Source organism: Vibrio sp. 1CM2L (assembly GCF_023161695.1).
In the GTDB taxonomy this organism is placed as follows: Bacteria; Pseudomonadota; Gammaproteobacteria; order Enterobacterales; family Vibrionaceae; genus Vibrio; species Vibrio coralliirubri.
In genome coordinates this window covers 170039-191607 of sequence record NZ_JALNTT010000008.1, presented here as the reverse complement: position 1 = coordinate 191607, position 21569 = coordinate 170039, and the positions used below count along the sequence as shown (strand labels likewise).

Annotated in this window: 19 protein-coding genes; 11 read left to right on the top strand and 8 right to left on the bottom strand. The window is 45.0% G+C overall.

Annotated elements, in window-relative coordinates; genetic code table 11:
- The first annotated feature begins 138 nt into the window (after positions 1-138).
- A complete protein-coding gene (locus MSG34_RS21435; protein WP_248339337.1) occupies positions 139-1026 on the top strand; it encodes a DMT family transporter in 888 nt (295 codons plus the stop codon).
- A gap of 85 nt (positions 1027-1111) precedes the next feature.
- On the opposite strand, the gene epmA is transcribed toward MSG34_RS21435, so the two are convergent.
- Positions 1112-2083 (bottom strand): elongation factor P--(R)-beta-lysine ligase, encoded by a 972-nt coding sequence (gene epmA / locus MSG34_RS21430; RefSeq protein WP_248339336.1) that lies wholly within the window; start codon positions 2081-2083, stop codon positions 1112-1114.
- Between the two features lie 451 nt (positions 2084-2534).
- Between epmA and frdA the strand changes: the two genes are divergently transcribed.
- Genes frdA through frdD form a run of 4 tightly spaced genes read left to right on the top strand, consistent with a single transcriptional unit; the run spans position 2535 to position 5906 of the window.
- Positions 2535-4358: a fumarate reductase (quinol) flavoprotein subunit gene (frdA, locus tag MSG34_RS21425; RefSeq protein ID WP_048607796.1), complete on the top strand. Its 1824-nt coding sequence runs from the start codon at positions 2535-2537 to the stop codon at positions 4356-4358.
- Positions 4358-5122 (top strand): succinate dehydrogenase/fumarate reductase iron-sulfur subunit, encoded by a 765-nt coding sequence (locus MSG34_RS21420; protein ID WP_009847917.1) that lies wholly within the window; start codon positions 4358-4360, stop codon positions 5120-5122. The genes frdA and MSG34_RS21420 overlap by 1 nt, the downstream gene beginning before the upstream one ends.
- Position 5123: 1 nt before the next feature.
- Complete coding sequence (frdC, locus tag MSG34_RS21415) at positions 5124-5507, top strand: fumarate reductase subunit FrdC (protein ID WP_048607793.1); 384 nt, start codon at positions 5124-5126, stop codon at positions 5505-5507.
- A 12-nt stretch (positions 5508-5519) separates the two neighbouring features.
- Positions 5520-5906 (top strand): fumarate reductase subunit FrdD, encoded by a 387-nt coding sequence (gene frdD / locus MSG34_RS21410; protein ID WP_017067166.1) that lies wholly within the window; start codon positions 5520-5522, stop codon positions 5904-5906.
- Between the two features lie 335 nt (positions 5907-6241).
- Here frdD and efp read toward each other — a convergent pair whose 3' ends face one another.
- Entirely contained in the window at positions 6242-6808 is a 567-nt protein-coding gene (efp, locus tag MSG34_RS21405) for an elongation factor P (RefSeq protein ID WP_019822013.1), read from the bottom strand.
- 33 nt (positions 6809-6841) lie between these two features.
- Here efp and epmB point away from each other — a divergent pair, with 33 nt between their 5' ends.
- The 3 genes from epmB to MSG34_RS21390 all read left to right on the top strand — a co-directional run bounded on the left by epmB (position 6842) and on the right by MSG34_RS21390 (position 9017).
- Positions 6842-7864, top strand: a complete 1023-nt coding sequence (epmB, locus tag MSG34_RS21400; protein ID WP_193842297.1) for an EF-P beta-lysylation protein EpmB — start codon at positions 6842-6844, stop codon at positions 7862-7864.
- Positions 7865-7877: 13 nt separating this feature from the next.
- Positions 7878-8423 carry a prepilin-type N-terminal cleavage/methylation domain-containing protein gene (locus MSG34_RS21395; protein WP_052880184.1) on the top strand — a complete coding sequence of 182 codons (546 nt, stop codon included), beginning with the start codon at positions 7878-7880 and terminating at the stop codon, positions 8421-8423.
- Positions 8424-8528: 105 nt separating this feature from the next.
- Complete coding sequence (locus tag MSG34_RS21390) at positions 8529-9017, top strand: MgtC/SapB family protein (protein WP_048607785.1); 489 nt, start codon at positions 8529-8531, stop codon at positions 9015-9017.
- 95 nt (positions 9018-9112) lie between these two features.
- Here the strand turns inward: MSG34_RS21390 and MSG34_RS21385 are convergent, their stop codons facing one another.
- From MSG34_RS21385 to MSG34_RS21370, 4 genes are all read right to left on the bottom strand, one after another.
- On the bottom strand, positions 9113-10591 hold the full coding sequence (locus MSG34_RS21385) for a sensor domain-containing diguanylate cyclase (RefSeq protein ID WP_248339334.1): 1479 nt from the start codon (positions 10589-10591) through the stop codon (positions 9113-9115).
- Between the two features lie 237 nt (positions 10592-10828).
- A complete protein-coding gene (locus tag MSG34_RS21380; protein WP_017068001.1) occupies positions 10829-11386 on the bottom strand; it encodes a hypothetical protein in 558 nt (185 codons plus the stop codon).
- 485 nt (positions 11387-11871) lie between these two features.
- On the bottom strand, positions 11872-13518 hold the full coding sequence (gene groL / locus MSG34_RS21375; protein WP_048614073.1) for a chaperonin GroEL: 1647 nt from the start codon (positions 13516-13518) through the stop codon (positions 11872-11874).
- 192 nt (positions 13519-13710) lie between these two features.
- Complete coding sequence (locus MSG34_RS21370; RefSeq protein WP_017061289.1) at positions 13711-14001, bottom strand: co-chaperone GroES; 291 nt, start codon at positions 13999-14001, stop codon at positions 13711-13713.
- 496 nt (positions 14002-14497) lie between these two features.
- Between MSG34_RS21370 and MSG34_RS21365 the strand changes: the two genes are divergently transcribed.
- Both MSG34_RS21365 and MSG34_RS21360 read left to right on the top strand, forming a co-directional pair.
- Positions 14498-15841, top strand: a complete 1344-nt coding sequence (locus MSG34_RS21365) for an MATE family efflux transporter (RefSeq protein WP_248339333.1) — start codon at positions 14498-14500, stop codon at positions 15839-15841.
- A gap of 73 nt (positions 15842-15914) precedes the next feature.
- Complete coding sequence (locus tag MSG34_RS21360; protein WP_248339332.1) at positions 15915-16397, top strand: methylated-DNA--[protein]-cysteine S-methyltransferase; 483 nt, start codon at positions 15915-15917, stop codon at positions 16395-16397.
- Positions 16398-16866: 469 nt separating this feature from the next.
- Here MSG34_RS21360 and gpmM read toward each other — a convergent pair whose 3' ends face one another.
- Positions 16867-18399: a 2,3-bisphosphoglycerate-independent phosphoglycerate mutase gene (gene gpmM / locus MSG34_RS21355; protein WP_248339331.1), complete on the bottom strand. Its 1533-nt coding sequence runs from the start codon at positions 18397-18399 to the stop codon at positions 16867-16869.
- Between the two features lie 1349 nt (positions 18400-19748).
- On the opposite strand from gpmM, the gene wecA reads away from it, so the two are divergent.
- On the top strand, positions 19749-20813 hold the full coding sequence (gene wecA / locus MSG34_RS21350; RefSeq protein ID WP_248339330.1) for a UDP-N-acetylglucosamine--undecaprenyl-phosphate N-acetylglucosaminephosphotransferase: 1065 nt from the start codon (positions 19749-19751) through the stop codon (positions 20811-20813).
- A gap of 4 nt (positions 20814-20817) precedes the next feature.
- On the opposite strand, the gene MSG34_RS21345 is transcribed toward wecA, so the two are convergent.
- Complete coding sequence (locus tag MSG34_RS21345; RefSeq protein WP_248339329.1) at positions 20818-21567, bottom strand: glycosyltransferase family 2 protein; 750 nt, start codon at positions 21565-21567, stop codon at positions 20818-20820.
- Between the last annotated feature and the right edge of the window lie 2 nt (positions 21568-21569).

The window sequence follows — 21569 nt, the reverse complement described above, 5'->3', positions numbered from 1 at the left end:
ACCTCACCACCGAGCGGCAGGTGACGTAAACCGATAACTGAAACAAAGTGGTTCTTTTCATAAGAATCACTTTGTTCTCAGTCCGGTTTAATGCATATTGATGAGCTAATTTATCCCAGACACAAGGATGTTATTCAGATGGGATTCGAATGGTTGGCTCTTGCTGCCGCTTTTCTTTGGGCCATCGCGAGCCTAATGTCAGTAAAGCCTGCTCAACACTTAGGTTCTTTCGCCTATAGCCGTTGGCGCATGGGTTGCACTGCTATCATCTTATCGAGCATGGCTTGGTTTACCGGTGGTTGGTCAACGGTCGAAGCAGACCTAGTCACGCCGATGATGCTGTCTGGCCTGATTGGCATCTTCATTGGTGACACCGCCCTATTTGCTTGTTTGAACCGAATGGGACCGCGCCAAGCAGGTTTGCTGTTCTCTTGTCACGCCGTGTTCTCGGCGATTCTTGGTTACTTCCTGTTTAGTGAAAGCATGACTTCGGTTGAGCTGATTGGCTCAGCTTTGGTGTTCAGTGGTGTATTAACCGCTATATTCTTTGGTCGTCGAGGACAAGCCAACAACCAACTCGAAACCATCAAGGGCACACTGTGGATTGGTGTAGCTCTCGGAATCACTGCCGCAATTTGCCAAGCATTAGGTGGGATCATCGCAAAACCCGTGATGCAAACCAGCATAGACCCCGTTGCCGCTTCAGCAATTCGTATGATCACCGCTTTTGTTGCTCACTCCGCATTTCGCTTAACGGGCGCCAAGCTCTCACGCGCAATCAACCCGATGAATGGTCAAATATTCGCGATTACCGCAGTTAACGGATTTTTAGCGATGGCGGTGGGAATGACGCTGATCTTGTATGCGTTGCAGGAAGGCAATGTCGGTATGGTTGCTCTGTTATCTTCAACCACACCGATCATGTTGTTACCAATACTTTGGCTGTACACCAAACAGAGACCAAATGCCTACGCTTGGATCGGTGCTATTGTTGCCGTAGTGGGTACTGGTATTCTAGTCAGCTAGCTAGTGAAGTTAATTGGCAGCTGATTGGAAACTGAGAATTAATAGCTAATGACTATTAACTCTCAGTAAAAACAAAAGCAAAAAGTTAAGAACGTGGGAAAGGAAAAGCTGTCACGTCATCGATGTGGTCATAACCCAACGCCAGCATGATCAGACGGTCGATACCTAACGCAACACCCGCACAGTCTGGTAAGCCCGCTTTTAACGCCTCAATCAAATGATGGTCAATCGGTTGAGGCGATAAGCCCATCTCAATGCGTTTGGCATTGTCATCTTCAAAGCGCTTGAGCTGCTCTTGTGCTTTATCCAGCTCATGGAAGCCGTTTGCCAATTCAATCCCTTTGAAATACACCTCAAAGCGATCCGCCACTCGTGGATCATTCGGGTTAATCTTGGCTAACGCCGCTTGTGATGCTGGGAAGTCATAAACAAACGCAGGCACTTGTTGCCCTATCTTTGCTTCAACCCCAATACTAAACAGTAGTTGTAGTAAGGTATCGCGGTCTTGTTCTGGATCAGCAATGTCACTAAGCCCAAGCTTCGCTGCCGCTTGTTTTAGAGTATCCATCGAATCTTCCAGTGGACACACACCTAACACATCAATAAAGGCTTGTTGATAAGTCATCCGCTCTGCTGAGCCCGATTTAAGTACCTGCTGTAACAGCAAATCCATTTCATCCATCAGGTCATGATGATCAAAGCCAACTCGATACCACTCCAACATGGTGAACTCAGGGTTGTGATAACGGCCATTTTCTTCGTTACGGAAAGACTTACAAATTTGGTAAATACAGCCACTGCCCGCCGCTAACAGTCGTTTCATATGAAACTCTGGGCTTGTCATAAAGAACAGTGGCTGGCCGTGCGCATAACCCGGCCCTACGAATTCAGTTTTGAACGTATGCAAATGCACATCCGTCACCGTGGCGTGACTCATCGCAGGCGTATCCACTTCCATCACGTTTCGCTCTGTAAAGAACTGGCGAATTTGATTAAGGATATCAGCACGTTGCTTTAATTGCTTAATGGTTGCGGCGGGTTGCCATGTAGAGTGCATTATTAAGTTCCATATCACTGAATTCTAGGCGAAGAAAATTACCACCTTTCGTCTCTTTTGTAAGCTTCTATCTGTCTATTGATGAAAGCAAAATGTTGTTTTAATGAAGCCAGAAAATTACGTTCTACAATACAATTATCAATACAGATTTCACATCAACATTGATAACAAAAATCATACTCAACAAGCCGTTAACACCTGTCCTGTGGGTTAATCGTTATCAACAATTCATTGCCGTGATTGCAGTCACATAACCTATAATTTCTATGCCTCCATATGCATTACCGACCTAAAAACCCAAATGCATCAACTTTTCGAATACCTTCCTCTCTTACACTGAACCTACCACTTAAGGCTTAGGGGTGCTAAATGGTTCCTACGATTTAGAACCTCCTAAATAGGCTTTTTATAATAACAAGCGGAATACTCCGCATCACACTGGAGAATAACTGTGAAGACAATTACCACAGATATCGCAGTCATCGGCGCAGGCGGCGCTGGTCTTCGTACAGCAATTGCAGCAGCTGAAGCTAATCCTGAACTGGAAGTTGCACTGATTTCTAAAGTTTACCCAATGCGTTCGCACACGGTAGCGGCAGAAGGCGGTTCAGCAGCGGTAATTAAAGACGAAGATAGCCTAGATAACCACTTCAACGATACTGTTGGCGGTGGCGACTGGCTATGTGAACAGGATGTTGTTGAATACTTTGTTGAAAACTCGACTCGCGAAATGATCCAAATGGAACAATGGGGCTGCCCATGGAGTCGTAAAGAAAACGGTGAAGTAAACGTACGTCGATTCGGCGGTATGAAGGTAGAGAGAACGTGGTTCGCAGCGGATAAAACCGGCTTCCACATGCTTCATACTCTGTTCCAGACTTCGATGAAGTACGACACAATCAAACGATTTGATGAGTACTTTGTGGTGGATTTACTCGTTGAAGATGGCGAAGTACAAGGCCTAATCGCGATTCACATGTCTGAAGGTGAGCTTGTTACCATCAAAGCAAAATCTGTTGTTCTAGCAACCGGTGGCGCAGGTCGTGTTTACCACTGTAATACCAACGGCGGCATCGTAACGGGCGACGGTATGGCAATGGCTTATCGCCACGGTGTACCACTGCGTGATATGGAGTTCGTTCAATACCACCCAACAGGCCTACCGGGCACTGGCATCTTGATGACCGAAGGTTGTCGTGGTGAAGGCGGTATCATCGTTAACAAGAACGGCTACCGTTACCTGCAAGATTACGGCATGGGCCCTGAAACTCCAGTGGGCGAGCCGAAAAACAAATACATGGAACTGGGTCCTCGTGACAAAGTTTCTCAAGCATTCTGGCACGAGCAGCAGAAAGGCAACACCATCAAGCACCCACTTGGTGATGTAGTACACCTTGACCTTCGCCACCTTGGTGAAGAGTACCTGCAAGAGCGTCTACCGTTTATCTGTGAGCTGGCAAAAGCGTACGTAAACGTAGACCCAGCAAAAGAGCCAATCCCAATTCGTCCGACCGTTCACTACACCATGGGTGGTATTGAGACTAACGGTACCTGTGAAACTCGCATTAAAGGCCTATTCGCCGTTGGTGAATGTGCTTCAGTTGGCCTACACGGTGCAAACCGCCTAGGTTCTAACTCTCTGGCTGAGTTCGTAGTATTTGGCCGCGTTGCTGGTGAAGAAGCGGTGAAACGCGCTGCTGAATTCAAAGGCTGGAACGAAGAGTCTATCGCTAAGCAAGTTAAAGCCGTTGAAGATCGCATCGCTGGCATCTTGGCTCAAGAAGGCGATGAGAACTGGGCTGACATCCGTACTGAAATGGGTCACACCATGGAAGCGGGTTGTGGTATCTACCGTCAAGAAGACTTGATGCAAAAGACCATCGACAAGATCACTGAACTGAAAGCTCGCTACAAGAAGATCAGCATTAAAGACAAAGGCAAAGTGTTCAACACTGACCTACTTTACGCTATCGAAGTGGGTTACGGCCTTGAAGTTGCAGAAGCGATGGTTCACTCAGCGATTCTTCGTAAAGAGTCTCGCGGTGCACACCAACGTCTAGACGACAACTGCACAGAACGTGATGACGTGAACTTCCTGAAACACTCTCTATCTTTCTACAACGAAGATGCAGCACCAACCATCGACTACAGCGGCGTTAAGATTACTAAATCTCAACCTAAAGCTCGTCTGTACGGTGAAGCTGCAGAGAAAGCCGCTGCCGCTGAAAAAGCAGCAGAAGAGAATGCTAAGAAGAGCGAAGAGGAGCAAGCATAATGTCAGCGAATCGAATCCAAAAAATTGAAATCCTGCGTTATGATCCTGAGCACGATGCAGAACCTCACTTTCAAACCTTTGAGGTGCCATTTGATGAAACCATGTCAGTACTTGATGCGATCGGTTACATCAAAGACAACCTAGATAAAGACCTGTCTTACCGTTGGTCTTGTCGTATGGCGATTTGTGGTTCTTGCGGCATCATGGTTGATGGCGTGCCAAAACTGGCGTGTAAGAGCTTCTTACGTGACTACCCGAATGGCTTCAAGATTGAGCCTTTGGCTAACTTCCCAATCGAAAAAGATTTGATTGTCGACATGACGCCGTTCATCGAGCGCCTTGAAGCGATCAAGCCTTACATCATCGGTAACGACCGTAAGCCAGAAGACGGCACTAACATCCAAACTCCAGAGCAAATGGCGAAGTACAAACAGTTCGCTGGCTGCATCAACTGTGGTTTGTGTTACGCAGCGTGTCCTCAGTTTGGTCTAAACCCTGAGTTCATCGGCCCTGCGGCACTTGCTCTTGCTCACCGCTACAACCTAGATAGCCGTGACAATGGTAAAGCTGAACGTATGAAGCTTATCAATGGCGACAACGGCGCTTGGGGCTGTACGTTTGTAGGTTACTGTTCTGACGTATGTCCGAAGAAAGTAGACCCAGCGGCTGCAGTAAACCAAGGTAAAGTTGAGTCTTCAATGGACTTCGTTATCTCGATGTTCAAGCCAGACGGATCGCAAGTAAAAACAGCAGAGGAGGCATAATATGAGCAATCGTAAGCCTTATGTTCGTGAGATGAAGAGAACGTGGTGGAGCAACCATCCGTTCTACCGCTTCTACATGCTACGTGAAGCGACTGTACTGCCTTTGATTCTATTCACTCTGTTCCTAACCTTCGGTTTGGGTGCACTGGTGAAAGGCCCTGAAGCTTGGGCTGGTTGGTTGAGCTTTATGGCTAACCCTATAGTCGTTGGTATCAACATCGTGGCACTGCTAGGCAGCTTGCTGCACGCTCAGACCTTCTTCAGCATGATGCCTCAAGTAATGCCAATCCGTCTTAAAGGCAAATTGGTTGATAAAAGAATCATCGTACTGACCCAGTGGGCAGCGGTGGCCTTTATTTCTTTAATCGTTCTTGTTGTGGTGTAAGGAGCTTTCGTTATGAACACAAATTACAAAGTAAAACCTGTTAACCACAACCCACAACGCTCTGATGAGCCAATCTGGTGGGGCCTATTCGGCGCTGGCGGTACTTGGTTCGCGATGATCACACCAATCACGATTCTAGTGTTAGGTATCTTAGTGCCAATGGGCATCATCGATGCTGATGCAATGAGCTACGAGCGTGTGTCTGAATTTGCCACCAGCATTATCGGTGCGCTATTCATCATCGGTACGCTAGCACTGCCAATGTGGCACGCAATGCACCGTCTTCACCACGGCATGCACGACCTTAAGTTCCATGTCGGCGTTGCAGGTAAAGTGGGCTGCTACTTCGTTGCAGGTCTAATTAGCGCATTGTCTGTTATTTTCATCTTTATGATTTAAGAGCAGATTCGAGATTCGGGTAAACGAGTATCGAAGAGCTTAAGAGCAGATGCGGGATTCGAGTAATCGAAATGCGAAAAGCTTAAGAGCAGAAAAGCGAAAGCAGAGCTAGGTTATCCAGCTCTGCTTTTTTGTTGTTTGTCGAATATCTTATCTCTCTGATTCGGCTCTTTTCTTCCTGCTTTTCGTATCTCGCATCCCGCTTACTCTAATCTGCTCTTCAGGCTCTTCGTATCCCGCATCTCGTTTACTCGTATCTGCTCTTCTGCCCTTCCCCAATCTTCAGGCACAAAAAAAGGCCGCCTAAGCGACCTTTTTCAGATACTTGAAGTAAATTACTTCACACGACCAACGTATTCGCCAGTACGAGTATCAACTTTAACCACTTCACCGATTGCGATGAATAGAGGTACGCGAACTACCGCGCCTGTTGCTAGAGTCGCAGGCTTACCGCCAGTACCTTGTGTGTCGCCTTTAAGGCCAGGATCGGTTTCAGTTACTTCGATCTCAACAAAGTTTGGTGGAGTTACTGTGATAGGGTTATCATTCCACAACGTTAGAGTACAAACGTCATTTTCAACTAACCATTTTGCAGAGTCAGCAACTGCTTTTACGTCTGCTGCGATTTGCTCAAATGTTTCGTTGTTCATGAAGTGGTAGAATTCGCCATCGTTGTATAGGTAACCTAGTTCAACGTCAACAACATCTGCAAGCTCAAAGCTTTCGCCTGATTTGAATGTTTTCTCTAACACTTTGCCTGACAGCAGTTTACGAAGTTTTACACGGTTAAACGCTTGGCCTTTACCTGGCTTAACGTATTCATTGTCGATAATTGAGCAAGGCTCGTTATCTAACATGAATTTTAAACCGCCTTTGAATTCATTGGTGCTTACTGACGCCATGATTTTCTCTTCCACATCTTTGAGTTAATTTCAATGCCGCATATCATAACCCGAAAAGTCGAATCTGTTGAGCAAAACTGGCTCAAACAACTATCGAATGCGATCTCTGACCCGACAAAACTGCTTGAGGCATTGGAAATAGACCCAACACCGTGGCAAGCAGGCTTTGCTGCTCGTGAGTTATTTGCGCTTCGGGTTCCTCTTAGCTTTGTCGAACGAATGGAAAAAGGCAACCCACACGATCCATTGCTACGACAGGTTTTACCGCTAAGCGAAGAGTTTGAGGTACACCAAGGCTATTCCGCTGATCCACTGGAAGAGCAAGAGAACGCTATCCCAGGGCTACTGCACAAATACAAAAATCGAGCACTGATGATTGTGAAAGGCGGTTGTGCGATTAACTGCCGCTACTGCTTCCGTCGTCACTTCCCTTATCAAGATAACAAGGGCTCGAAGTCTGTTTGGCAAACCAGCCTAGACTATGTAGCTGCTCACTCAGAGATCAACGAAGTTATCTTGTCGGGTGGCGATCCACTGATGGCAAAAGATAGCGAACTAGAGTGGCTGATTCATGCTATCGAACAAATACCACATGTGAAAACCGTTCGAATTCATAGCCGATTACCGGTTGTGATTCCCGCTCGAGTAACAGATGAACTGTGCCAATTGTTAGCTCAAACTCGCCTTAATGTGGTGATGGTCAGCCACATTAACCATGCCAACGAAATCAACTTAGAGCTCAAACAAGCCTTTCACAAGCTTAAGTTAAGTGGTGCTACTCTGCTCAACCAAGGCGTGATGCTTAAAGGCGTAAATAACAGCGCTAACTCATTGAAAGAATTAAGCGAAAAGCTATTCGACGCCGGTATTTTACCTTACTATATGCATGTACTTGATAAGGTTCAGGGCGCAGCGCACTTCTATATTTCAGATGAAGAGGCGAAGCATCACTTTAAGGGATTAATCTCTGAGGTTTCTGGCTACCTAGTACCTAAGTTAACCCGTGAGATTGGCGGACGCAGCAGCAAGACACCGCTCGATCTACACATTGAATAGAGAAGTTGTATCAATGAAACACAATACCTCAGTGACTCCACCAGCAATCACATCTCAACCAGCGCTTAAGTTCAGCTCAAGAGGTTTCACCATCATCGAGCTGGTCGTGGTGATCGTAATTCTAGGTATTGTGTCGGTCACTGCTGCTTCTAAGTTCCTCAACCTGCAAACTGATGCGCGCATCTCGACATTAAACGGCCTTAAAGGCGGAATGGAGGGTGCAAGTGCTATGCTTTATGGTAAGACATCAGCACTAGGCTTGGATAAGGCTGTCAGCGCATCGATTAACGTTGAGGGTGACGATATATTGGTCGCTTACGGTTACCCTGCAGCGATGAACGATCAAACTTGGTCAATGCTTATCGAATCCACGTTCTTGGATGCGGTTTGGGATACGGGCAGAGCTGACTGGTTCTTTACCAACACTGACGCGAACGATGGCATTATTCTTTATGCGCCTTCGAGCCGAAAAAATCAGGCTGATAACTGCTACCTTGAGTACCAAGAAGCGACAGAGACCACGACACCAGTCTTCACCTTAACAACAGACGGCTGCTAGACTTTACGTCACCTTTATCAATCGTTAAGACAAAAAGTTTTTGTTCGATCGTCCGGTCTATTATTAGCATACTCGGCTCTATTCTAAATTTTTAGGAGGGGTGATATGACACAATTTATAGAACAAACTCTCAACCTTGCCCCCTTTAGCTGGGCAGGCCTTGCTGTATGCATGCTGTGTGGTTCGTTAATCGGTATCGAGCGACAAACACGCGGTAAACCGGTAGGGATCAGGACATCGATTCTGATCATCAGTGGTACCTATTTCTTCCTTACGATGGCGATTAGCCTTTCCCCTAACACGCTCGATCAAGCTCGTGTGCTTGGTCAGATCATTACTGGGGTTGGTTTCCTTGGCGCTGGGGTAATGATGACTCTGGATGGAAAGATTCATGGTGTCACTTCAGCCGCGATTATCTGGGTACTCGCGGCATTAGGTATGATGATCGCACTTGGTCATCTTTCCCAGTCGGTCATTATTACGCTAATGGCGCTAGTGATTCTGCTTGGTGTCGACAAGGTGGAAAACAGCTTCCAAAGCCTGCGTCGTGGCGTTCACCAAAAGTGGATGCGAAAAGGTCGCGTGAAGAAGTAGTATCTCACCCTGAATGAGATCTACTAGACACAATTCCTTAGAGACAAAAAAGAAGCCTAGTCAAACGACTAGGCTTTGAGTTTTTACGAAAGCGCTTAATACACCTGAATACACACCTGATTCTTACCCGCAGCCTTTGCCTTATAGAGCTGCTCATCAGACGAACGAATACTCTGGTTTTCCCACAAGTGCCCGACACTATCGAATTTATACAGAGAGTAGAGCGTCGCGCCACCAGATACAGAAATACTAATCTTGTCTCCTGTAGGACATCGATAACTCTGCAGGCTAATGTCGTTTTGAATTCGCTCAAAGATCGATGAAAGTAACTCCGACGACTCACCCGTAATCGCGACAACAAACTCTTCGCCACCAAATCGCGCCACGATATCTTGCTGTCTAACGCTGTTCAGCATCAACTGAGCAACATGGCAAATCACCTCGTCCCCCACTTTATGGCCATACTGATCATTAACGACTTTGAAATCATCGATATCAAACACGCCAACACCAATAATCGGTTCTTCATCCTGCGCCAGTAATCGAGCCTCAAAACCACGTCGATTCAGCAAGCCCGTTAATGGGTCACGCATTGCGAGCTCATTTAAACGCTGGTGCTCTTGTCTTGTATAGAAGCGCCATAGCCATAAAACTGAGAGCAGATACAAAACCAACAGTATCGAAAGCTGAATCTTCTCCATCTCCAACACATGCAGAAAGTGCTCGCTCTTATCTTCTTCAATACTCAGATATAACTGGGTGTTAATGTCATCAACATACAGAGGCTTGGAATAGGTAAAATCCATAAATCCGTATTTGTTTGCGCCTCGAGTACTGGTGACTTTATAGCCATGGGTAGGATTCGATACTAAGTTAGAGACATAACCATCGACACCCAATACCCCTTTAAACTCACCATTAACGTAGATTCCTTTGGTTAAGGTCACCACTTTCTGACCAGTAAGGTAGTCATCATATTGGCCGGTATACACCACTTGGTCTTGCCCTTGAGCTAAGCCAAAGCGAATCGTGTTCACCCAATAAGGCCTGCTATTTACAACCGAATCAAAGGTATCGCCCTTAATGTAACTGGCAAAGTCAGAAGGCGAAGAGATAATAAACTTCTCTTTCGAAATGAAATAAATCGCAGAAATGGTATCGATGGTATTGGCAAAATAAGCCATGGTCGGCGCGATGAACAGGCGCTTACCCGCTTCGCTGTAAAGGTCCGATTTCGGGTTGCACATCTCGCGAGGGCCAGAGAACATAAAATCAAAACGAGGGGCATGTTGCTCCTCACTGGTGAAGTAGCACGTCTCACCTTCGATCTTTTTGTCATGCGAGAATACGTAGGTATCTCCATGCAGTGGATAAAGCGCAGTGATGTTGTACTCAAGCGCATTTATGATCTGTGTGAGCTCCGCTAAAGAGCGCGTCACGCCTTGGTTTTCCATTCCATACTGTTTATCTGATTCTTCCGCTGAATCAACGAGCAACAAGCTCAAAACTACTAAAAAACTGGCGGTAAGGCCTAAGAAAGCCTTTTTAAAATCGACGGTATGGTGGTTAATCAAAGCATATAAATCATCATTAGGAATTTATCGCACATTGTACTTATAAATTTAAACATCGCAACAACAAATATAAAACAATATGCTTATTGGGTACTTTGAGAAGTTTATCGTAGAAGTGGAATTGAATGTAATAACGCCCAAACAAGGGTTTAGGCGTTGATAGGCTTAGCGTTTAAAAGCTAATGCACTAACTGAACGTTGCTCGCCAATGGTAGAACCAAAGGCTAAACGACAGCGTTATTTAGCAAAGTTTACAATCGGGAAGCACGGGAAGAAACCGTTGTCAGCACAGTTGATCAGACCAACCTGTACGCCTTCGATTTTGTTGGTTTTGTTGAAGATACCAACCTGAACCGTAGACACTTCTGAAAGGTTCGCGGCACCAACATCAACCATAGTGTTACCTTCTGAGTAGTTGACGAAACTCACGTTCGCGCCTTTCACATCATTAGTAATGTTCACAGCACCAAGGTTAACACCGGTTGTTTTACCCGTATTCCAGTTGAAGAAACCTAGAGATGCACCGGTCATTTCTTGGTTCACTTTTGATGCACCAAAAATACCAAGGTTCACACCTGTGGTCGTTTGCGTCTCAGACATACCAACAACGGCAAGATCGACACCTTTAAGGTCGTTTACTTGTCCGTGAAGCAGAGCCAAGCGCACACCGCCAACCGCATCTGAATCAGGTGCGTTGAAGCCGTTAATCGTTGAAAACATAACTGGCGAAGAAGCGAATGCTGCCGGTGCCATTACTGCTGCAGACACAGCAAGTACTGAAAGTAGTTTTTTCATTGGGGGAGTCTCCACTGACTTATTGTTCACTTGATTAATCCATTTTTAATCAAGCATTTATTGTCCTTTATTAAACAGCTATCCATGTTAAATCAATGTCATAACTGCACTGTTGAATATAAGCTGCTAAATCATAAAGAGCAATATAAAGAAAGGGATGCGGTGAGAGGTAAGAGTAGCGATCTAGGCCCATGTTTCTATTTGAAGGTTGTAAAGATTCCCTATCACGCTCGAGCCTCGCTGTAGGGAATGACGAAACACAAAATCACTCCAGCAATAACAACCGTCATTCCAGAACTGAGGAACGAAGTATCTGGAATCTCAGAACACAACACCCTCAAACGCTTATAGGCAAAGCCGATTCCCTATCAGGCTCGCGCCTCGCAGTAGGGAATGACGATTTCAAAACATAAAAAAACGGAGACCGAAGTCTCCGTTTTCTAAAGCTTATGTATGGCTTTCTCTGTTACGAGAAAGGGGGATGATTACATCATGCCGCCCATGCCACCCATACCGCCCATGCCACCCATATCAGGCATAGCAGCAGACGCATCTTGAGGTTTGTCTGTGATCATCGCTTCTGTCGTGATCATAAGGCCAGCAACAGATGCAGCGAACTGAAGTGCAGAACGAGTTACCTTCGTTGGATCTAGGATACCCATAGCAATCATGTCGCCGTATTCGCCAGTAGCCGCGTTGTAACCGTAGTTACCTTCGCCAGCACGAACGTTGTTAGCAACCACTGATTCTTCATCACCAGCGTTCTTAGTGATTTGACGAATCGGAGCTTCCATTGCACGTAGTGCAACGCGGATACCTACGTTTTGCTCTTCGTTGTCGCCTTCAAGGCCAGCAACTTTAGACGCAGCGCGGATAAGTGCAACACCACCACCAGCAACCACACCTTCTTCAACTGCAGCGCGAGTTGCATGAAGTGCATCTTCAACTCGGTCTTTCTTCTCTTTCATTTCAACTTCAGTCGCAGCGCCAACTTTGATTACTGCAACACCGCCAGCTAGCTTAGCTACGCGCTCTTGAAGTTTCTCTTTGTCGTAGTCAGACGTTGCATCTTCGATTTGTTGACGGATTTGAGAAACACGACCTTGGATCATTGTCTCTTCACCCGCACCATCGATGATGGTTGAATTTTCTTTAGTGATGGTTACACGCTTAGCTTGACCTAGGTCTTCTAGCGTTACTTTCTCAAGGTCTAGACCGATCTCTTCAGAGATAACCGTACCACCCGTTAGGATAGCGATATCTTGAAGCATAGCTTTACGACGGTCACCGAAACCAGGTGCTTTAACAGCAGCCACTTTCACGATGCCACGCATGTTGTTCACAACTAGAGTCGCTAGCGCTTCGCCTTCTACATCTTCAGCAATGATTAGAAGTGGACGAGATGCCTTAGCAACCGCTTCTAGAGTCGGAAGAAGTTCACGGATGTTTGAAACTTTCTTGTCGATAAGAAGGATGAATGGGCTTTCTAGATCAACAGAACCTGCTTCTTGGTTGTTGATGAAGTAAGGAGATAGGTAACCGCGGTCGAACTGCATACCTTCTACTACGTCTAGCTCGTCTTGCAGAGCCTGACCTTCTTCAACTGTGATAACGCCATCACGGCCTACTTTTTCCATCGCTTCAGCAATGATGTTACCTACTGTCGCGTCAGAGTTTGCAGAGATAGTACCTACTTGCGCGATAGCTTTTGTATCTGCACATGGAACAGAAAGGCCTTTTAGCTCTTCAACCGCTGCGATAACTGCTTTGTCGATGCCGCGCTTAAGATCCATTGGGTTCATGCCAGCAGCAACGGCTTTTAGGCCTTCAGTGATGATTGCTTGAGCAAGAACGGTTGCTGTCGTTGTACCGTCGCCCGCAGCGTCATTCGCTTGCGAAGCCACTTCTTTAACCATTTGTGCGCCCATGTTTTGGAACTTGTCTTCAAGTTCGATTTCACGTGCAACTGAAACACCATCTTTAGTGATCGTTGGTGCGCCAAATGATTTGTCTAGAACAACGTTACGGCCTTTAGGACCTAGCGTTACTTTTACCGCGTCAGCCAGAACGTTTACACCTTCTAGCATTTTAATACGTGCGTCGTTACCAAATTTAACGTCTTTAGCAGCCATCTTTATTTCCTTTAAATTCTTGTTTGTTGTTGACTTTCATCTTCATCACTCTGAGGAGTAACAATGAGAAAATTCAGTATTCTATCATCATTAGCTGCTTCAGATTCCCTATCTCGCTCGTACCTCGCGGTAGGGAATGACGTTTAGGTTCTATCGAAAATGAAAGCTATCTGATTATGGTCGGAGTGTGGATTACTCAACGATCGCCATGATGTCATTTTCAGACATGATCAGAACTTCTTTGCCGTCGATTTTTTCAGACTTAGTGCCGTAGCCTTCAGCAAAGATAACAGTATCGCCAACTTTAACGTCCAATGGTTGTACTGAACCGTTTTCTAGAATGCGGCCTTTGCCAACAGCTAGAATTGTACCGCGAGTTGATTTTTCAGCGGCAGAACCAGTTAGAACGATGCCACCAGCAGATTTAGATTCAACTTCTTGGCGCTCAACGATAACTCGGTCGTGTAGAGGACGGATATTCATCGGTCGTATCTCCTGATAATTTCCATTTAATTTGATAGTTGCCACGATTGGCATGGGGTTAAAGAGTATGTTGGGGCGATGTAGAAGATCCCAAGGGGTGAAAGAGAAAAATTGTGATCTGAAAGGCAGATAGAGCCGATGAAGGATGCGAGTAACAAAAAGAAGTAAATTCGATGCGAGATATTGGTAGAAAATACGCATTAAGATTGCCGTCATTCCAGAACTGAGGAACGAAGTGTCTGGAATCTCCAAAGGCCAAAGTTGAAGCTAAAAAGATTCCCTATCTCGCTCGTTCATCGCTGTAGGGAATGACGAAGCCAGTTGAGGATGCCCCAAGCGGTGTGTAAATGCCCGTATACTTTTAAGTTAGATACCCATGCCTCAAATTCGCTCTTGAGCTTTTCGCACCCCGAATCTCGTTTACTCGCATCTACTTTTCTTCCCTTCCCGCCCGCATCTGTTTATCCTACGCTTTTGGTTTCTATCGGCGTTTTACATGCAAGATAAGCACGGGCTATTAACTGCCCCAATTGAGAGTACATTGCGTACCATGACCATACCGACCATATTCGGTATGGTGGCGATCTTGATGTTTAATCTCGTCGATACCTTCTTTATCTCATTGCTCGGCACTCAAGCCCTTGCAGCAGTGAGCTTTACCTTCCCAATCACCTTTGCGATTAACTGCATCACCATGGGAATAGGTATTGGCCTTTCTACGTGTATTGGGCGTTTACTTGGTCAAGGCTGCGCACAAAATGCGGCGAGATTTACCTGCCATGGATTATTACTCGCGCTACTTCTGGTCTGCTGCGCTTCCGCCGTTGGCATTGCCTCACTCGACCCCTTATTTACTTTATTGGGTGCCGAAGCGGAGTTACTGCCTCTGATCTCTGAGTACATGCTGATCTGGTATGTCACCATTCCCCTATTAGTGATCCCAATGGCAGGCAACAATGCCATTCGTGCCAGTGGCGATACCAAAACGCCCGCTAAAATTATGATGCTAGCAGGATTAATCAACGGCGTTCTCGACCCTTTGCTTATTTTTGGTTACGGCCCCTTCCCTGAATTAGGGATTCAAGGTGCCGCGATTGCCAGTGGTTTCAGTTGGTTTGGCGCTCTGTGCTGCTCGCTGTACATCTTGATTAAACGAGAAAAGCTTCTGGCATTACCGAATGTCAAAAACATCCTTAGCGACTGGCATCAAATACTGACCATCGGCACGCCAGCTGCACTGTCCAATGCACTCAATCCATTAGCGGGTGCCATCATAATGATGATGTTGGCCAAACAGGGAACCGAAGCCGTTGCTGCTTATGGTGCTGCCCAGCGTATTGAATCCATTCTTATCATTGTGTTGATGTCTCTGACTTCGGCTCTTACGCCTTTCATGGCGCAGAACTTTGGCGCAAACAACCCGCAACGCAGCTTTAAGGCACTGTTTCTCAGTATGCGTTTTGCTGTGATGTTCCAAGGTTTGATTTTCTTGATGATGGTGCCACTGAGCATTCCTTTAGCCGCTTTATTCTCTCAAGAAGAATCCGTACGAGGCATCTTGTGGCATTACCTGTTAGTCGTTCCCTTTAGCTATGGGTTCCAAGGTATTGTGATGATGCTGATCAGTGGGATGAATGCGATGCATCAACCACTGAAAGCCTTTCAATGGAGCTTTATGCGTTTGTTTGTCTTTACCTTGCCGTTCGCTTGGGTAGGCAGCCAAATCGATGGTGTCGAAGGGCTGTTTATAGGCTTAGCCTTGGGCAACATTGTCGGCGGAGTTTCAGGGTATTGCTTTGCACTTCGTATAAAAAAAGATACGGGATGCGAAAAGATTTAAGAGCAGATGAGAGATTCGAGTATCGATATTCGAAGAGCTTGAGAGCAGAAAAAACTAGAGGAAGGAAGATGACATGGAAGACACCATTTACAAAATGTTCTATGACGCACCGATTGGCAAGATGATCATTGTGAGTAATGGTGTGTCGATTATTGAAATTGACCATATAAATCACGAAGAACTCATTACTAGCAATCCAGATGAGCTTTGCCAACTGGCGACGAAACAGTTAGATGAGTATTTCGCAGGTCAACGAACAGAATTCGATTTGCCATTAAGAGCGATAAAAGGCACTGACTTTCAAAAAGCAGCTTGGCAGGCTTTAACGACTATTCCTTATGGCGAAACCATCAGTTACGGTGAACAAGCCAAAAGAATGAACAACCCAAAAGCCGTAAGAGCAGTCGGTGGCGCGAATGGCAAGAATCCATTTAGCATCGTAGTCCCGTGCCACCGAGTGATTGGTGCAAATGGCACATTAACCGGCTACACCGGCGGCATGAACCGCAAAGAGTGGTTACTGGATTTTGAGCGTTCGGTTCTAAAAGCGAGATGAGAGTAAACGGGATGCGAGATAACTCGAATCCCGAATCTGCCCCCTCTTATCATTACGTCATTCCCTACAGCGAGGTACGAGCGTGATAGGGAATCTCTCTTTATGTTGAACACCGAATATGACAAGTAATACATGGCATGAGATTCCAGATATTTCGTTCCTCAATTCTGGAATGACAGTCTAGAGCAGATGAGAGTAACGAGATGCGAAAATATATAACAGCTCTCATTCTGTTAGTGACCCGCTTACTCGCATCATGCACCAGCCCTTAAGCTCTTCGATACTCGCTTACCCGAATCCCGCATCCGCCCTTAAAGCTCTTCGAATCTCGTTTACGCGCATCCCGCATCCGCCCTTAAGCTCTTCGCATCTCGTTTACGCGCATCCCGCATCAATAAAAAAGCCCGCACTTTGAAGTGCGGGCTTTCAGAATCGTTAAAGGGTCAACGTGAACCGCTGAGCCAAACAATTACTTAACGATTATATCACCTGACATTTCTGCTGGGATATCAATACCAGACAGAGAAAGCATCGTTGGTGCTAGGTCAGACAGCTTGCCGCCTTCTTTGAACTCAACGTCTTTGCTACCTACGTAGATAAGTGGAACTGGTAGGTTAGTGTGCGCCGTGTGGATACCGCCCGTTTCTGGGTTTACCATCATTTCCGCGTTACCGTGGTCAGCAGTAATAAGCAGTTGACCGTCAGCTTCTTTGATTGCTTCAACTACTTTGCCAAGACATTCGTCTAGCGACTCTACGGCTTTAACCGCTGCATCGTAAACGCCAGTGTGCCCAACCATGTCACAGTTAGGGAAGTTACAAACGATAGCGTCGTATTTGCCGCCTTTGATTGCTGCAACAAGCTTTTCAGTTAGCTCTGGAGCGCTCATTTCTGGCTGTAGGTCGTACGTTGCTACTTTTGGAGAAGCAACAAGCTGACGCTCTTCGCCTTCAAACTCGTCTTCTTTACCGCCGTTGAAGAAGAACGTCACGTGTGCGTATTTCTCTGTTTCAGAGATACGTAGTTGCGTTTTGCCTTCTTTCGATAACCATTCACCGTAGGTGTTCTCTAGAGAAGCCGGTGGAAATGCACATAGCAGTGGGATGTCTGCTGCGTATTGAGTCAGCATCACGAAATCGATCGCTGGGAATACGTTACGAGCAAAGCCGTCGAAATCAGGCACGAATGCGCGTGTAATTTCACGAGCACGGTCGGCACGGTAGTTCATGAAGATAACCGCATCGCCATCAACGATAGCGGCAGACTCTTCACCTTCTGCTTTGATTTCAGTCGCTTTTACGAACTCATCGTTTTCGTCACGAGCGTAAGCCGCTTCTAGGCCAGCAACTGCAGTGTCGAATGTGAACTCTGCTTTTGCTTGAGTCAGCAGGTCGTAAGATTCTTGAACGCGATCCCAGTTGTTATCACGGTCCATTGCGTAGTAACGACCAATAAGCGAAGCAACACGACCTTTACCTAGCTTAGCGAACAGCTCTTGGAAGCGTGCCAGTGTGTTTTCAGCGCTACGTGGCGGCGTATCACGGCCGTCTAGGAATGCGTGTAGGTAGATTTTCTCTGCGCCACGCTCAGCTGCCATTTCAACAGCGGCGTAGATGTGATCTTCATGAGAGTGAACGCCACCTGGAGACATAAGTCCCATGATGTGAACCGCTTTCTCAGCTTTCACCGCTTTGTCGATAGCATTCACTAGCGTTTCAGTTTGGCCGAATTCGCCGTCTGAAATTGACTTAGTAATACGAGTAAGATCTTGGTATACCACGCGACCCGCACCGATGTTGGTGTGACCCACTTCAGAGTTACCCATTTGGCCGTCTGGTAGGCCTACATCTAAGCCAGAAGCCGAGATTAGCGTGTTAGGTTGGTTAGCAATAAGACCGTCTAATACTGGTGTATTAGCGTTCGCGATAGCGTTGTCTTGGTTGTCTTCACGGTAACCGTAACCGTCAAGGATCACTAGAGCCATTGGCTTCTTAGCTGACATAGGACTGACCTCGTTCAATTCAAAATAAATCGGTATAAAAACAAATTAGCGTAATTTTACTACAGTTTACAGTCAAAACTGTAGCGGAAGATCAAGAAATCTAAGGATTCAACGTCAGCGGAGGAGTTGAGAATTGTAAGTTTATTAACAAAAGAACTTGCAGCTTTCGCCAAGGAAGCAGCCGAAGGCCCACCCTTAGGCTTAACTAATAAAGCCTAATGTTGAATAAAACCACAATTGAGGTCATACTCTATTCGGAAAGGGGTGAGTGTCTTACCTACAAAAAATACCAACCTTGTAAGTCAAATAATAGCCGCAATGGAAAGAGCAAAAATTGAAGATGAAAGTTTGAACTCGATACTCCTCGCTATAGCCTTGCCTCGTTTGACTCCAAGCTAGTCAAAAAGAACCAATCACAATTTATTATATCTATGGGTGACTATACCTAGCAATGAACTTTCGGTGAGCTGGGCTAAGCTGTACAGTGCGAAGACCTCACCCTGCCTCGTATCGCGGTTCACAAATATGGGTGCTAAATCTTGAATTAGTGCTCTAATTGAGTCCTGTCAACGTGGCGTTGAAGACGCCTTTATTGCGTGTATCGTTCTGCTATAGAAGATGATGCTCACTGTAGCTGGAACGCGTTGGCTAAGTTTGGCATGTTCCACGCCCGCAAACATCTGAGAATAGATATATTTATTAAAAAAAACTTTGGGACGATTGACACTCCCGTATCAGCATCAACAATTAGAGGGGCTTGCAACTTATGCCCTCCTCCAAAGTTTTAGACACTTGGACCTTATTAAACTTACTCTAATATTTGAAAAGTTAGCGCGACACCAGTCATGAGTAATCTAATGACTTTGAGCCTTTTACTACCCCAGTTATTATCACTCCTAACCTTCGAAAATTCACATCATTATTATGGCAAAATACCATTTATGCACAAGAACGAACATGATGTATCAGAGTTTAGTCCGTGGTACGTCAATCGAATTCACAGTCAGTACTCAATAACGAACGATGGTATGATAACTTGTAGTGAATTTTGATTCTAATTAGTCGCAGGAATTGATGGTGTTCGAAAAGATTCTATAATAGACAAGTATGAACTAAACAATTAACTATCTTTAAAGTTGCCCTGAGGGCTAGAACCAAGCTGATCAACATTTGAACAGCCTGAATGGATACCAATTCATATATGGGGTACCATTTCTAAACATCATCACCATATAGAGCCGAAAGTACGTACACTTAAGAGAGCAATTTCACAGCAATATTGCGTAACTCTTTTATATCGAACTTAAATCGACTAAAATCAGCATAAACGTATATTATTAGGCTTAATTGTGCTCATTCCCTTTCTAGACCTTTCATCCCTTTTCTTTTTCTCGCTCGCCACGATTTTTATCATGCGTAAATTTGCTAAGAAAATCGGCTTAGTCGACAAACCTAACGCACGTAAGCTTCATAATGATTCAGTTCCGTTAGTCGGTGGTATATCAATTTGTATTGCGATTTTTTACTTTCTTCTGAATAATCCTAATATCCTGCCCCAAACACCACTTTATGTCGCATGTATTTTTATTCTCGTGGGAGTAGGAGCCTTAGACGATAAGTTTGATTTAAGTTTCAAACTTCGCTTTGCTATTCAAGCGGGGTTATCTGTAGCAATGATGGTGATCGGGGGGATTGAGCTCAATACAATTGGTGATATCTTGGGCACAGGCGAAGTTGTAACACTAGGGTGGCTTGGGTATTTTGTAACTATTCTAGCAGTCGTCGGAGCTATTAATGCATTTAATATGGTTGATGGCATCGATGGGCTTTTAGGTGGGTTATCCATTGTGACTTTTAGTGGGCTTGGCATCATGCTCAACTATGATGGGCAGCATAACTTAGCTTATATTTGCCTTGTTCTTGTGGTGGTTATCGTCCCATATATTCTGTTAAATCTAGGGGTATTTGGACGAACAAGAAAAGTGTTTATGGGCGACGCAGGCAGTATGCTCATCGGTTTTACCGTTATTTGGTTGTTGCTTCTTTCAAGTCAAAATGGCAGTGCTCCTCCATTACGACCTGTAACTGCACTATGGCTAATAGCCATCCCTCTTATGGATATGGCTGCAATAATGATTCGACGTATAAGGCGCGGGAGCTCCCCATTTAAACCAGATAGAGAGCATTTACATCATATATTTCAACGTCTTGGGTTAACCTCTATTCAAACTTTAATCACAATTAGCACAATTGCTGCGATTTGTGCAGGGATAGGAATATACGCAGAGATGATAGGAATCCCCGAGTACATAATGTTGTATAGCTTTCTTATTTGCTTCTTAATTTATTTATTACTTTTAAGTAATATATGGAGAATAACTTCAAAGATAAGAAAAATATACGATAGACAATAAGCTATTACTTCCTAAACACAGCTCTATATGCATAAAAAGAAAAACAATAAGCACTCTTAATTAATGAAAGTTTTTCGATATTTCTATAGATCTGCCATTGCCTCATTGACTTCCTAATTTTATTTCGAGAAATTGAGTTGGGTAAAATTCGATACTGCGTTAATACCTTGTTGAAAATATATGCGTTTGTACCTGTCTTAAGCAACTTTAACCAAGTAGCGTAATCCTGCCCTGTGCGAAGTAATGGCATTGATATATCGGAGAATCTGCTTGCGCGAAGCATTACGGTAGAGCAACCAAGCGTAGCCTTTTTTTTAAGCATATCTTCATAGGTAAAGGACCCCTTTTGATTTGCGTCTACGGATACACCTAATTTGTAACCTTGGCTGTCAATTAATTCATAAGCAGTAAATGTGAAGTCCAAATGATTACTTTCCATAAAATCAATTTGCTGTTCTAATTTAGTTGGCGCCCAAATATCATCACTATCAATAAAAGCAATAAAATCTCCGCGAGCATTAGCTAATGACTTATTTCTACTAACAGCAGCTCCAGAGTTAACTAAATTACTAAACACTTTAACTCTATGGTCTACTTTAGATATGTTTTTTATTAGCTCAAAAGTATTATCACTTGAGCAGTCATCGGTTACTAGCCACTCCCAATTAGAATAAGACTGTTTATTAAGACATTCATATGTTTTTTTTATTAAATGGCTAGAGTTGAATGTTGCTGTGATAATTGAAACAAGCATAA

Coding starts and splice junctions, on each gene's coding strand:
- MSG34_RS21435 (WP_248339337.1), top strand. CDS start 139: ATGGGATTCGAATGGTTGGCTCTTGCTGCCGCTTTTCTTTGGGCCATC.
- epmA (WP_248339336.1), bottom strand. CDS start 2,083: ATGCACTCTACATGGCAACCCGCCGCAACCATTAAGCAATTAAAGCAA.
- MSG34_RS21420 (WP_009847917.1), top strand. CDS start 4,358: ATGTCAGCGAATCGAATCCAAAAAATTGAAATCCTGCGTTATGATCCT.
- frdC (WP_048607793.1), top strand. CDS start 5,124: ATGAGCAATCGTAAGCCTTATGTTCGTGAGATGAAGAGAACGTGGTGG.
- frdD (WP_017067166.1), top strand. CDS start 5,520: ATGAACACAAATTACAAAGTAAAACCTGTTAACCACAACCCACAACGC.
- efp (WP_019822013.1), bottom strand. CDS start 6,808: ATGGCGTCAGTAAGCACCAATGAATTCAAAGGCGGTTTAAAATTCATG.
- epmB (WP_193842297.1), top strand. CDS start 6,842: ATGCCGCATATCATAACCCGAAAAGTCGAATCTGTTGAGCAAAACTGG.
- MSG34_RS21395 (WP_052880184.1), top strand. CDS start 7,878: ATGAAACACAATACCTCAGTGACTCCACCAGCAATCACATCTCAACCA.
- MSG34_RS21390 (WP_048607785.1), top strand. CDS start 8,529: ATGACACAATTTATAGAACAAACTCTCAACCTTGCCCCCTTTAGCTGG.
- MSG34_RS21380 (WP_017068001.1), bottom strand. CDS start 11,386: ATGAAAAAACTACTTTCAGTACTTGCTGTGTCTGCAGCAGTAATGGCA.
- groL (WP_048614073.1), bottom strand. CDS start 13,518: ATGGCTGCTAAAGACGTTAAATTTGGTAACGACGCACGTATTAAAATG.
- MSG34_RS21370 (WP_017061289.1), bottom strand. CDS start 14,001: ATGAATATCCGTCCTCTACACGACCGAGTTATCGTTGAGCGCCAAGAA.
- MSG34_RS21365 (WP_248339333.1), top strand. CDS start 14,498: ATGCAAGATAAGCACGGGCTATTAACTGCCCCAATTGAGAGTACATTG.
- MSG34_RS21360 (WP_248339332.1), top strand. CDS start 15,915: ATGGAAGACACCATTTACAAAATGTTCTATGACGCACCGATTGGCAAG.
- gpmM (WP_248339331.1), bottom strand. CDS start 18,399: ATGTCAGCTAAGAAGCCAATGGCTCTAGTGATCCTTGACGGTTACGGT.
- MSG34_RS21345 (WP_248339329.1), bottom strand. CDS start 21,567: ATGCTTGTTTCAATTATCACAGCAACATTCAACTCTAGCCATTTAATA.